Source organism: Arthrobacter sp. R-11, from assembly GCF_049913155.1.
Taxonomy (GTDB): Bacteria; Actinomycetota; Actinomycetes; order Actinomycetales; family Micrococcaceae; genus Arthrobacter.
On record NZ_CP183979.1, the window covers coordinates 772,360 to 784,534 of the forward strand.

Genomic DNA, 12,175 nt, shown 5'->3' on the forward strand with positions numbered 1-12,175 from the left:
ATTCGCAGAAAACCAAAGTGGCATTGATCGGTGCAGGGCCTCGCGGCACCAGTGTCCTGGAGCGTTTGTTCGCGAACTGGGCGGCTTCGGCGCCGGCCGGGCACACCCTGCAGATCGACGTCGTTGATCCGTACCCGGCGGGCCCCGGACGGGTCTGGCAGCCCGGGCAGTCGCGCCTGTACCTGATGAACACGCAGTCGTTCTATCCCACCCTCATTCCCGAGGACGCCTCACTTGCTGCCCCGCTGGCGGGCGGCACCTTCGAGCAGTGGCGGGCCCGCCGCCGGGACCACGGCCATGGCCTCAGCAGTGAGGAACAGTCCGAACTCGCGGCGCTCGGCTCCGGTGACTTTCCCAGCCGCGCGATCTACGGGCGGTACCTCAGCGAAACGCTGGACGCGCTCCTGGAACGCAAGCCCGACGGCGTCGGGCTCACCTTCCACCGCAACGCCGCCGTTTCGGTACGGAAAGATCCGGACGGGACGTCCGCGTTCGACGTCGAACTTGACTCCGGCACACACCTGGCCGCCGACGCGGTGGTCCTGGCCCTCGGGCACCTGGAAGCGCAGCTGAACGCCGAACAGCGCTCCTTCGCCGGCGCCGCTGCCGGGCTGGGACTGCTGTACCTGCCGCCGGCGGCACCGGCCGACGTCGACTGGTCCCGGGTGCCGGACCGCGAACCCGTGCTGGTCCGCGGCATGGGACTGAACTTCTTCGACGTCATGGTGCAGCTGAGCGTGGGCCGCGGAGGACGGTTCGAGCCGGCAGGTGAGGGGCCGGGAACGCTGAAGTACCTGCCGTCCGGACGGGAACCGATCATCATCGCCGCCTCCAGACGCGGCACCCCGTACCGGGCCAAGGCCGGGCTGGACGGCTACTACCCGAAATCCATCCGGCTGCGCTACCTGAACGAGCGCGCCGTGGCCCGCTTCACCGCGGCCGGGATCCAGCCCGGATTCGAGCACGACCTCTGGCCCCTGCTGCACCGGGATACCCTCTGGGCCTACTACTCCACGCTCGCAGTCGCCCAAGCGGCCGCGGTCAGCGACACCGAGGAGTTCCTCGCCGCGCTCGAGGATGCCCTGCAGCCGCACGCCCACGCCGCCGGCAGTTGGGAGAAACGGGTCGACGAGCTGGTGACCAAGCACGTGGCGGCGTCGCGCCGCCTGGACCTGCCGGGCCTCGCTGCACCCCTTGCCGGGCGGTCCTTTGCCGGACGGCGGGAGCTGGACGCCGCCGTCGTCGAATACCTCGACGACGACGCCCGGCGCTCCGCCCTAGGCGAAACAGACCCCATGAAGATGGCGATCGGTGCCCTGCATACCGGCCGGGCCGTGCTGAAGAGCGTGGTGGCCGACGGCGGCATCACCGATGAGTCATGGCTTGGCGAATTGCGTGGCTGGTTCGAGTCCTTCGTCGAAGGGCTGGCCAGCGGGCCCCCCGCCCTGCGGGTGGAGCAGTTGGCAGCCCTGGCGCGGGCCGGCGTCGTCAGCTTCACCGGCCCCGATCCGCGCTTCAGTGTCGACCGCGCGCAACGGCTTTTTTCAGCGTCGTCCCCTTGGGTGGGCGGGCCTCCTGCCACGGCGAGGACCCTTGTGGAAGCGCTGGCCCCCGCCAACCGGGTGGGCACCACGGCGTCCCCGCTCATGCGGCAGCTGCTGGCCGAAGGCCTGGTGCGGCCAAAGGTCATGCTGGGCGCCGAAGGCAGCCCCGTGCAGGCCACCGGCCTGGACGTGGAGCCGCATCCGTACCGTGCCGTGGGCGCCAACGGATCGGTGACCAAGGGCATGTACGTGTTGGGCCTGCAGTTGTCCGCCAACCAGTGGGGCACGGCCATCGCCGCCGAAGCCGTACCCGCGGACGGCCCGGCCTACCGCAGCGGACAGCGGACCTTGCGCGACGCCGACGAAATCGCCCGGGCCATCCTGGGGCTCTGAGCTCCACAGCCGGAAGGGACATGCCCTCCCCTCGCCCTGAGGAATGGACATAATGCCAATATGTCCATTCTTCGGCCTCAGGGGAGGGCATGCTCAGCGGCTGTGCTGCGCGGGCCTTAACCCTTCAGGCACTTCTGGTATTCGAGCCACGCGATCGCGTACCGGATCCAGCCGATGACGTCGTACCACTTGGTGGGTGGAACCGGGGCCGTGCACTTGGGCGGCAGCGGCGTGGCCACCTGCACCGCGGCCTTCACCACGGTTCCGGACTCGACGGCGGTCAGCACCAGCGTGCCCGTGCCCGCGGCGGCTGCTGCCGGGACTTTCAGGTTCACAGCAGCGGCGCCGGAGTTCACCGGCACCGAACCGAGTTGGGTGGCCACTCCCTTGGCATCGGTGAACACCGCGGTGAGCGACTTGTTCACGGGGCTGCCGAGGGAGGTCAGGTCCAATTTGGAAACCGCCAGCGTGATCGCCTCGCCGCCCTTGACCTCGGCAGAGGTGCTGTTGACCACGGCCACCGAACGGCGGGCGAAGTCCGGCGAGGCGGGCTTGTGGGCCTGCAGGTACTTGATCCAGGCATCCCGGTCCACCAAGCCGCTGTCCCTGGTGTTGGCGCCCTCCTTGAAAATGCGGAAGTTGTCGCCGCCGCTGGCCAGGAAGCTGAAGGTGCCGATCCGGTAGGACTTCGCCGGGTCAATCAGCTCGCCGCCGACCCGGATTGAGGTGACCCGGTCACCTGCCGGCCGGGCGGCGTCGTAGGTGTAGTTCACGTTCCTGGACAAGCCCAGCTGCAGGTACGGGCGGCTCGGCACCGTGCCGTCGGGGTTGCTCTGCCACTGCTGTTCCAGGAGGGTCTTGAACTGGGCGCCCGTGAGCGACGTGGTCCAGAGGTTGTTCACGAAAGGCAGCACCGCATTGGCCTCGGCGTAGGTGATGGTCCCGTCCGGCGCGTAGTACAGCTCGTTGCGCAGGCCGCCGGGATTCACGACGCCGATCTCGGCCCCGCCCAGCTCCGGCGCCTTGAGCGCGTCCACCAGGGAGTCCGCCACGAGGTTGCCCAGCGTGGATTCGCTCGCCCGGTCGTCCCGCTTCGGCGCGCCGCCGGCGGGGTCCGGGGTGAACGCCGTCGTGATATCCGCGGTGACCGCGCCCACCGGCTGGTTCCCGACGGCGGCGGCCTCGGCCAGTGCCTTGTCGACGATCGCCTTCACCTGGGCCACCCGCGGGTACGTTCCGGAGAGGTCCGTGGTGATGCGCTTGACGTTGGCTGCGGTGTACGCCGTGACGGCCTTGCTGGCCGTGTCCACGGTGAGGGTGATGCGGCCGATGTTCTCGCCGTAGTTGCCGGTCTGGACAATCGGGCGGGTCCTGGCGGTGGGCTGGCCGTTGGCGTCGTACACCGGGGCGTCCCAGGCGTATTCCTTGTGGGTGTGGCCGGTGAAGATCGCGGCCACGTCCGGGCTGGTTTCCTTGACCAGCTTCGCGAAGGGGCCGCCGGCGGCGACTTCCTGCTCCAGGGTGGCGCCGTCCGGCGTCCCTGCACTGGCGCCGTCGTGGTTTTCGACGACGATCACGTCGGCGAGCTTCTCCGCCTGAATCTTCGCGGCAACCCGGTTGATGGCGTCGACCGGATCCCCGAAGTCCAGTTCGGTGATGCCGGAGGGGGTCACCAGGGTGGGCACTTCCTGGGTGACCGTGCCGATCACGGCCACCTTGATCCCGCTCATGTCCAGCACGGTGTACTCGGGCAGCGCCGGCGTGGTGGTGCCCTTCTGATAGACATTGGCGCCGAGCACCGGGAACTTCGCGTTGGCACCGCCGGCGATGACGCGGTCGCGCAGATCCGCCCAGCCGCCGTCGAACTCGTGGTTGCCCGCCGCGGAGGCTTTCAGTTCAAGGGCGTTCAGCACATCGATGGTGGGCTGGTCCTTGGCGATGGCGGAGGCGAACAGGGAGGCGCCGATGTTGTCGCCCGCTGAGAGGAACGCGGTGCTGCCGGGGGCGGCTGCCGCGCGGAGCTGTTCGATGGTGCTGGCGAACAGGACCGTGTTGCCGTCAATGCGTCCGTGGAAGTCGTTGATGCCCAGGAACTGCAGGTCAACGCTCTCCGGGGTTTCCGTGACGGGCAGGTTCAGCCCCACCAGCACGGGGTCGTGGTCGCTGGCCCGGAATTCGTCCGCCACGTAGTAGTTGCCCACGTTGCTGTTATAGCGGCTGTATTCCAAGGCGACCGACTCCACGGAGTTGATGTTCCAGATGTCCGTGCCGGTCACTGTGGCCTTGGCAGCCGGTGAGGCGAGGATGTGGTCCAGGGACCCGACCATGCCGCCGAACAGGTAGGAGTGCTTGCCGGTGCCGGCCTCGAGGTCGGTGTAGCCGGCCTCGCTGAGGACCCGGATGGGGTCTTCCTGGGAGTAGGCGTTGAAGTCGCCGATCAGGAACACCTTGTCCGTGCCCTTGGACTCCTGCAGTTCGTTGGAGAAAGCAAGCAAGGACTGGGCCTGCTTGGTACGGGCCAGGTTGGATGCGCCCTGGCCCTTGTCGGTGTCGTCCGGGGTCGCGGCGGAGCCCTTGGACTTGAAATGGTTCACGATCGCGATGAACTTCTTGTCATCCCCGGCGCCGACCGGCTTGAACACCTGGGCGAGCGGCTTGCGGGCACTGGCGAAGGCCACGGTGTCGTTGTGGATGATCGATTCGCCGAGCGGTTCGGCGCTGGCTTTCTTGTAGATGAAGGCGGTGCGGATCATGTCTTCGTCGCTCAGCGGCGGTGCGTTGGCGGGAGTCCGTACGTAGTCCCACACGCCCGGCGTCTTGACGTCGAGGGCTTGGACCAGCTTGGCCAGGGCGTCGTCCCGGTCCTTGCCGAACTGGGCGGAGTTCTCGATTTCTTCGAGGGACACGACGTCGGCGCCGGCCTTGGTGATGGCGGCGACGATCTTGGCCTGCTGGCGCTCGAAGTTCTCCGCGTTGGCGGCGCCCCGGGCGTTGCAGCCGTCCTTGACCGTGATGGGGTTACCGTCCCGGTCCGTGTAGTAGTTGCAGCCGGTGAGCTGGTCGCCGGTGGTGGGGAAGTAGTTCAGCACGTTGAAGGACGCGATTTTCAGGTTTCCGCCCACATCGGCCGGGCCGGCAGGGCGGCTGGCGGCGAAGGACGCCGGCTGGACCGTTTCGGCAGTTGCAGGGGTGAGCTGCGAGAGCGGCTGGAACTTCCACGAGTTGTTGCCGTAGCCCAGGATGACGTTGGTGCGGAAGGTCGTGGCCGAACCGACCCGGACGGGGTCGCTGCCGCTGAGGTAGGGCAACCGCAGGGCCTTCGTGGTGGCGTCCTTGAGGAAGTTGGTGGAGGCGCCGTCGTCGAGCTTGATGCCGCGCAGGGCGTTATCGGCTACGACGGCGGCGTTCTCCGGGGTACCGTAGGCGGCCACCGCGTTCGGCTGGACCAGGGGAGTGGTTCCGGCCGCGAGGCCGATTTCGCCGTACTGGTTGAGGGCATAGTTGTCCGTGACGGTGTACGCGCCCTGCGGGGCAACGAGCATTCCTTCGTAGCGCTCGCGGGTGGCGTCGTCGGCGGGCAGCGCGAAGTTGCTGGGCTTCACCTCGGGCGCGGCTTCGGCCAGCACCTTCAGCCCGGCGGCCTCGACGGTGAGCTGGGTCTGGTTGGCGAACTCACTGACCGCGCCGGTGAGTTCCAGGTAGTCGCCGGCATGCACGGACGCCGCCGTCGCCGGTGAATAGACGAACAGGGCGTCCGACGCCGTCCTGGCCGCCGGATCCGTGTCCCCGCCGCTGCCGGGCGTTTGGACGTAGTAGCCGTTGAAGCCGCCTGTGGCGTACACGGCGGTGACCTTGCCGCGGGTGCTGACGGTGCTGCCGGCCAGCGGGCTCGCGGCTCCGGTGCCCTGGATTTCGGCGATGGTCCTGGCGCCTGGCTCGACCGGCGGTGTGGTGACGGTGCCCGAGGCGGTCGGAGTGATGGCGGCGCTGAGCGCGAGATCGGCGGAGTTGTTGTTGCTGTCCGCGCCGTTGCTGCGATTCAGGCTCTTGACGTCGGTGTTCCCCGCCGGTGCGGCGGCAGCGGCGGTTTCAAAGGTGTTCGAGGTGCCGTAGCCGAGGAGGTCGGCCACGGCAGGGTTCCCGGTGACCGATCCCACGGGCAGGGGATTCATTGCCGTTGCCTGCTTGGCCAGGACGATGGTTCCGCTGGTGCCTGCGGGATTGAAGGTGCCGGACCCGTCGACGTCGGCGGCCGGCAGTTCCGGGGCCGTGGAGCTCGCGTTGTTGCTGGCTCCCTTGATGAGGAAGTGGCCCTTGGCCGGGATGCTTCCGGACAGGGAAGTGATCCCGCTGGGTGCTGAGGTGCCGGTTCCAGAGCGGTACTGCAGGGACCAGCCGCCAAGGTTCACGGCGGCATCGCTGTTGTTGTAGAGCTCCACGAACTTGTTCCTGAATGCGGCTCCGGTACTTCCGCCGCTGAGGTAAGCCTCGTTGATGACGACGCCGGGGGCGGCGGGTACTTCTGCTGCCGCGGGTAAGGCGGTTAGCGGAGCCGCCAGCAAGGCTGCCGACAGCGCCGATCCGGCCAGGAACTTCCAGTGTTTGCTATGCATCCGTTCTGACTTTCTCTCGAGAACCGATCGGGTTCAGGGCACACCGTGCGCCGCGTTGTGCCTGGCGACGGTGATCGGACCGTACAGGGGTAGGACTAGTTGATGCTGGGACTTCCGGATGGCATCCCGCGCTCGAACTTTACCGGGAGTAAAGAATCGTCCGTGGCATTCGAGCAGCACAAAATGAACCCGGGGTTGCCGGCCGGTGGCTCGGCGATGCTACTTCCGGGATCCCCTCAGGGTTCCCTTGCTCTGGGCGCCTTCGGGTTTGCCGACCAGACAGAGGATCTCGCGGTCACCGGAACGCCAGCTGAGGGCCGTGGGCTGGAAGTAGCGATACTCGAGGGTGGATTCCTCGTAGCTTTTGCCGATGAAGGCCGTGAATTCGCCGAAGCAGAAATCGTCTGCTTCCTCGCTCACGGCGTCTGCCCCTGGGTAGGTGGCATCCCTCATTTTCGTAGCGGCGAAGGCTTCGAGTTCGTGTTCCTGGCCACACGGAATGACCGTCACGTCTCCGACGACACCTTCCGTTTTCCCGGAAATGCAGTCGCCTACCCTCAGTTTGAGTACGTCTGCCTTTGAGGATTCGGTGGGACGACCGGATTCGTCCCTGCGCGCGTCGCCGCTGCGGATCAGGCTGCATCCCGCCAAGGCCAGGGAAACAGCCACCAGAAGGGCCGCAACTCCTCCGGCGCGCCGTGAAAGTGACAACATTCCCCCATCCTTCGTTGGATCGGGGAAACCGGGTTCCCGGCATGCCCGCGATCATTGAGTTGTGGGGGATCCGGAGGTTGTGCCGGCTGATCCCCCGATGCCGGCCAATGCGTTACCCGTGCGGTGACGGGCTGGTGCTATTTCCTGGAGCCCTTCAGGCTTCCCTTGCTCTGCGCACCCGCGGCCCCGCCGACCAGGCAGACAATTTCCTTGTCCCCGGTCTTCCAGCTCTCGCGGGTAGGGAAGAAGTAGGTCATTTCGAGCCCGGATTCGTCGAAGGGCTTCCCGATGAAGGTGGCGAACTCCTTGCTGCAGAAGTCCTCGGACTTTTGGGTGATCACCGCGTCCCCGGGATAAGCGGAGTCCTCCAGGTTCGTCGCCGCGAAGGCCTCGAAATCGTGGTCTTGGGGGCAGGGAATGATAGTGACGTCCTGGACTTCCGAACCGTCGGGTTTCTCCAGGCAGTCGCCCACCTTCACCTTGAAGGCGTCGGCCTTCGACGACTCGGTGGCCACGCCGGAGGAATCGCGCTTCGCGTCCCCGTTCCCCAGCAGGGAGCATGCACCCAAGGTGAGGGTGAGCGTGCACAGGATGGCGGCCCCGGCCACGGTGTTCTTGGGGTTGCGGTGCGTGGTGGTGCGTGTGACGGACATCGTGGTCCTCATTTCAGCAGGTCTGCGGCCGTTCGGGCTGCCGGGCGAACGGCGCGGAGCCTGGGATCCGGTTCGGGTGCGGGTAGTGCCGGCCGTTCCCCCTGCGCCGGCGGAAGCGGCTTCCCGGCCGGCGAGGTGCCGGCCGGGAAGCTGTGGTTCTTCTAGCCTTCGAGGTTGACGTCCTGGACCAGGCGGAACACCGCCCCTGTGGGATCGGTGAGCGCGGCGAGGCGGCCGAACGGGGTGTCTTCCGCAGGCTGGACGACCGTGGCGCCCAGGGCGAGCGCCTGCTCGACGGTTGCGTCCGCGCTGTCCACCGCGAAATACACCGTCCAGTAGGAGGGCACCTGTGCAGGCAGGAATCCCGAAGCGTCCATGATTCCGGCCTTGGCGTCGTCCCCCGCCCCGAGCGTGGTGTAGCGGAACTCGGGGGTGTCGCCTACCACGGTGGTTTCCCAGCCGAAGACCTGCTGGTAGAAGGCCACGGCGTTCTTGTAGTCCTTGGAGTGGAGTTCGTGCCAGGCCGGGGCACCGGTTTCCGCTGCAAGCTGGTAACCCTTGTGCTCGCCGAACTGCCAGAGCCCGATCGCTGCGCCCGAGGGGTCGGCGACCATCGCCATGCTGCCCTGCTCCGGCACTTCCATGGGCTCCAGGAACACCTGGCCGCCGTTGGCTGCCGCTGCCGCGGTGGTGGCCTTGATGTCGTCGGTGCGCAGGTAGGTGGACCAGACATCCGGCATGGCGCCCATGTCGTCCTGCTTCTGCATGATGCCGGCCACCATCTTGCCGTCTTTCCAGGCGGTGATGTAGCCGCCGTACTTTTCCTCGTCGCCGGTTTCGTAGCTCCAACCGAACAGCGCGTTGTAGAAGTCCTTGGCCTTTTCGGTGTCCGAGGTCATCAGGTCGATCCAGCAGGGTGCGCCGGGCGTGATCTCAGGGGTGGGCATGTTGCTCCTTGAGTTTTGTTCCGGGGCGGATTGCCCCGCATTTTTTGGCATTTGGTGGAGACAGACAGCACCCTATGCCGGGGGTCGGACAGATTCAATGATCGGGAGCCGAACCGGCGCCGTCCGGGCCGGAATCCTTGTTGCTGTCGGTACCCCGGCGTAGCCTTCGGGCATGCCTGCAGACAGCTTTCCAGCCGCCTCCGCGCAAGGCGGCGCCCCGGACCCAGGACATGCAGACCCAGAACGTGAGGGCGCAGAGCATGAGGGCGCGGGGAACGGGGCCGGCCCCGGGGAGCGGCTTCACCTGTCACCCCTGAACGCCGCGAAGACGCCCCTTCCCCGGGAAACCCAGGCTCTCTCCAAAGTGGGGAAGGTGCCGGTGCTCGCCTACCTGGAATGGCCGCGGTTCGGGCAGTACGTGCCGGCCATGGTGGTGCGGACCGCGCCGGGCCGGGTCCTGGTCCAGTGGTGGCCGGATCCTTTCAAACCGGGGGAACGGCATACCTGGCTGAAGGATACGGATGTGCGGCGGGACCTGCGGGTGGCCCGGGGCAGCCCGAACTCGCCGGGAAAGGCCTAGCTGCCCGCTCGCCGTATGGCGCCGTCAAGCCACCGGGTTGGGGACCTCCACCAGCCGGGTGTTCCCGTCCACGAGGTCCACGGGGCGCACCTTCCAGGAGGAAGCGACGCCGTAGGCTTCGGACAGCGCGGCGTCCAGCAGGCCGGCGCCGTCCTTCTCTTCCGGATCGATCCAGTCATTGATCATCCCCGGCGCGAGGGGAACGGGTAGCCGGTCGTGCAGATTGTGCAGGCCCTCATGCGCCTCAACAGGCGGTGTGGGCATCGTCAGGATGCTGCAGGACAACCGCCAGGCCCTCGGGTCCTTGCGGTCGGGGATGGATTCATCCCGCCAGAAGGCAAACAGGCCGGCGAAGGTGATGATGTCGTCGGCGGGTTCGACGATGTACCGCTGCTTCGGGTCCTTGCGGCCGGGGCCGGACTTCTTGTACTCGTAGTAGGCCGAGACCGGCACCATGGCCCGCCACTTCTGGAGCGAACCCTTGAAGCTGGGCAGCGATGCCGCTGTCTCCGAACGCGCGTTCCAACTGGGCAGCCGCGATTCGAAAGACTCCGCGAAGCTCGGGATCAGCCCCCACCGCCCGACGGCGAGCTCCCGCCGGAGCGCTCCGTCGTCGCCGGCGCGCCCGCGCAGGAAGGTGACGGGATCGGTCGGATTGAACTGGAGGGCAGGGGAGGGGTACACGGTGTCGTCCCGGAGCAGGGCATCAAGCTTCCGGGAAAGGTCGTCGGCCTCGAAACCGACGCTGAATCGTCCGCACATGCGGCCATTCTCACGCACTCGGCGGCGGGGCGCCAGCCCGGGAAAGGGGAGGGCAAGGCAAGGCCCGGCCAAAGCAGCCGGGAAACACCGAAGGCCGGCAACCGCCCACCGGAGTGGGCCGTCAACCGGCCTCTGGCCTGCGCAAACACTGCGCTGCGCGGAAGGTAAGGGATTTGAACCCTTGGTACGGGGTTACCGCACACTGGTTTTCAAGACCAGCTCCATAGGCCGCTCGGACAACCTTCCCTGCCTAGTAGTGTTTCATAGGGAGTTGGCTGCTTCAAAAACCCGCAGCGCGCTCTTTGGCCGCCGCGGCCGCGCACCAGCAAGCAAGAAATCGGGAGCACGCATGAAAGCCGTCTACATTTCGGAACCCGGAGGGCCTGAGGTCCTTGAGGTCCGTGAGGTTCCCGCGCCGGTTCCCGGTCCCGGGGAGGTGCTGATCGACGTCGTCGCGGCAGGACTGAACCGCGCGGATGTCCAGCAGCGGCGCGGCTTCTATCCGCCGCCGGCGGGAGCTTCCGAGGTGCCCGGCCTGGAGGTTTCCGGCCGCATCGCGGCGTTCGGCCCGGACGTCAGCAAACCGTTCACAGTCGGGGACAAAGTGGTGGCGCTACTGTCCGGCGGCGGCTACGCCCAGCAGGTCGCCGTCCCTGCCGAACAGGTCCTCAAAGTGCCCGACGGCGTCGACCTCGTCACCGCGGCCGCTTTGCCCGAGGTGGCGGCAACCGTCTATTCCAACCTGGTCATGACCGCCCAACTGCAGCCGGGCGAAACGGTGCTGATCCACGGCGCCACCGGCGGCATCGGCACCATCGCCATCCAGCTCGCCAAGGCCTACGGGGCGGTCGTGGCCACCACCGCGGGCACGGCCGAAAAGCTCGGCACCGCCAAGGCGTTCCTGGGCGCGGACATCGTGATCAACTACGCCGAAGAGGACTTCGCGGAAAGCCTCAAGGCACAAAACGGCGGCAAGGGCGCGGACGTGATCCTCGACGTCGTCGGGGCGAAATACCTGAAGCAGAACATCGACGCGCTGGCTGACTACGGGCGGCTGGTGGTGATCGGCCTGCAGGGCGGCGCCAAGGGCGAGATCGACCTCGGCCAGCTGCTCAGCAAGCGTGCTGCGGTCATCGGAACCACGCTGCGGTCCCGCCCCACCGCGGAAAAGGGCATGATCATGAACGCGGTCCGTGAGAACGTCTGGCCGATGTTCGGCGACGGCCGCATCAAGCCGCTCGTGGCCAGGTCGTTTCCGTTGGAGCAGGTCCGCGAAGCCCACCAGTACTTCGATTCCGGCGAGCACGTGGGCAAGGTGCTCCTGCTTCTCTGAACCGCTGCTTCTCTGAACCGCGAGAACGGCAGCGGCCGCAAAGGAGGACCATGGCAATCCGGCACAGCATCCTGGCACTGCTCCAGGACAAGGCCCGCTACGGCTATGAACTGCGGTCCGAGTTCGAGGCCCGGACGGGTGCGGTCTGGCCGCTGAACATCGGGCAGGTCTACTCCACGCTGGACCGCCTGGAGCGCGACGGCCTGGTCACCAGGGAAGGGGCCGACGGCGAAGGACACGTCATCTATAGCCTGAGCCCGGCGGGCCGGGACGAAATCGGGGGATGGCTCTCGACGGCGGTGGGCCGGGAAGCCCCGCCGCGGAACGAGCTCGCCATCAAGTTGTCGCTCGCCGCCACCCTGCCCGGAACGGACCTGCCGGCGATCATCCAGGAGCAGCGGGGAGCCTCGCTCGCGAAGCTGCAGGAGCTCAGCCAGCTGCGCAAGGATGTTTCCGGCGCGCCGCGGACCGCGGACACTGCCCGGCTCATTGTCCTGGATTCCCTCGTGTTCCAGCTCGAGGCCGAGCTGCGCTGGCTGGACCTGTGCGAGGCCCGGTTGGTCCATACCGGGCAGATCGCCGCCGTCCTGCCCGACGCCGGGCCGGCAGCCGCCGGCTGAACCGCGGTTTCCATTT

9 protein-coding genes and 1 tRNA gene are annotated in these 12,175 nt (G+C 67.3%); 4 read left to right on the forward strand and 6 right to left on the reverse strand.

Features of this window, described 5'->3' with window-relative positions; all coding sequences use genetic code 11:
• Nucleotides 1-17: 17 nt before the first annotated feature.
• Entirely contained in the window at nt 18-1,937 is a 1,920-nt protein-coding gene (locus tag ACN9M4_RS03530; RefSeq protein ID WP_426302194.1) for an FAD/NAD(P)-binding protein, read from the forward strand.
• 116 nt (nt 1,938-2,053) lie between these two features.
• Here the strand turns inward: ACN9M4_RS03530 and ACN9M4_RS03535 are convergent, their stop codons facing one another.
• From ACN9M4_RS03535 to ACN9M4_RS03550, 4 genes are all read right to left on the reverse strand, one after another.
• A complete protein-coding gene (locus tag ACN9M4_RS03535) occupies nt 2,054-6,550 on the reverse strand; it encodes an ExeM/NucH family extracellular endonuclease (protein ID WP_426302195.1) in 4,497 nt (1,498 codons plus the stop codon).
• A 219-nt stretch (nt 6,551-6,769) separates the two neighbouring features.
• Nucleotides 6,770-7,264: a septum formation family protein gene (locus tag ACN9M4_RS03540; RefSeq protein ID WP_426302196.1), complete on the reverse strand. Its 495-nt coding sequence runs from the start codon at nt 7,262-7,264 to the stop codon at nt 6,770-6,772.
• A gap of 137 nt (nt 7,265-7,401) precedes the next feature.
• Nucleotides 7,402-7,917 (reverse strand): septum formation family protein, encoded by a 516-nt coding sequence (locus ACN9M4_RS03545; protein WP_426302197.1) that lies wholly within the window; start codon nt 7,915-7,917, stop codon nt 7,402-7,404.
• Between the two features lie 161 nt (nt 7,918-8,078).
• Entirely contained in the window at nt 8,079-8,864 is a 786-nt protein-coding gene (locus ACN9M4_RS03550; RefSeq protein WP_426302198.1) for a VOC family protein, read from the reverse strand.
• 172 nt (nt 8,865-9,036) lie between these two features.
• Between ACN9M4_RS03550 and ACN9M4_RS03555 the strand changes: the two genes are divergently transcribed.
• The gene (locus ACN9M4_RS03555; protein ID WP_426302199.1) at nt 9,037-9,444 is read left to right on the forward strand and encodes a hypothetical protein; all 408 of its coding nucleotides are present in this window, start codon (nt 9,037-9,039) and stop codon (nt 9,442-9,444) included.
• Nucleotides 9,445-9,468: 24 nt separating this feature from the next.
• Here ACN9M4_RS03555 and ACN9M4_RS03560 read toward each other — a convergent pair whose 3' ends face one another.
• Both ACN9M4_RS03560 and ACN9M4_RS03565 read right to left on the reverse strand, forming a co-directional pair.
• Nucleotides 9,469-10,206, reverse strand: coding sequence for an SOS response-associated peptidase (locus tag ACN9M4_RS03560; RefSeq protein WP_426302200.1), 738 nt, complete (start codon nt 10,204-10,206; stop codon nt 9,469-9,471).
• Nucleotides 10,207-10,364: 158 nt separating this feature from the next.
• Nucleotides 10,365-10,452: transfer RNA gene (locus tag ACN9M4_RS03565), tRNA-Ser, on the reverse strand.
• A gap of 103 nt (nt 10,453-10,555) precedes the next feature.
• Here ACN9M4_RS03565 and ACN9M4_RS03570 point away from each other — a divergent pair.
• Both ACN9M4_RS03570 and ACN9M4_RS03575 read left to right on the forward strand, forming a co-directional pair.
• Nucleotides 10,556-11,539 (forward strand): NAD(P)H-quinone oxidoreductase, encoded by a 984-nt coding sequence (locus tag ACN9M4_RS03570; protein ID WP_426302201.1) that lies wholly within the window; start codon nt 10,556-10,558, stop codon nt 11,537-11,539.
• Between the two features lie 50 nt (nt 11,540-11,589).
• Nucleotides 11,590-12,159 carry a PadR family transcriptional regulator gene (locus tag ACN9M4_RS03575; RefSeq protein ID WP_426302202.1) on the forward strand — a complete coding sequence of 190 codons (570 nt, stop codon included), beginning with the start codon at nt 11,590-11,592 and terminating at the stop codon, nt 12,157-12,159.
• Nucleotides 12,160-12,175 lie beyond the last annotated feature (16 nt).

Coding starts and splice junctions, on each gene's coding strand:
- ACN9M4_RS03540 (WP_426302196.1), bottom strand. CDS start 7,264: ATGTTGTCACTTTCACGGCGCGCCGGAGGAGTTGCGGCCCTTCTGGTG.
- ACN9M4_RS03550 (WP_426302198.1), bottom strand. CDS start 8,864: ATGCCCACCCCTGAGATCACGCCCGGCGCACCCTGCTGGATCGACCTG.
- ACN9M4_RS03560 (WP_426302200.1), bottom strand. CDS start 10,206: ATGTGCGGACGATTCAGCGTCGGTTTCGAGGCCGACGACCTTTCCCGG.
- ACN9M4_RS03545 (WP_426302197.1), bottom strand. CDS start 7,917: ATGTCCGTCACACGCACCACCACGCACCGCAACCCCAAGAACACCGTG.
- ACN9M4_RS03570 (WP_426302201.1), top strand. CDS start 10,556: ATGAAAGCCGTCTACATTTCGGAACCCGGAGGGCCTGAGGTCCTTGAG.
- ACN9M4_RS03535 (WP_426302195.1), bottom strand. CDS start 6,550: ATGCATAGCAAACACTGGAAGTTCCTGGCCGGATCGGCGCTGTCGGCA.
- ACN9M4_RS03575 (WP_426302202.1), top strand. CDS start 11,590: ATGGCAATCCGGCACAGCATCCTGGCACTGCTCCAGGACAAGGCCCGC.
- ACN9M4_RS03555 (WP_426302199.1), top strand. CDS start 9,037: ATGCCTGCAGACAGCTTTCCAGCCGCCTCCGCGCAAGGCGGCGCCCCG.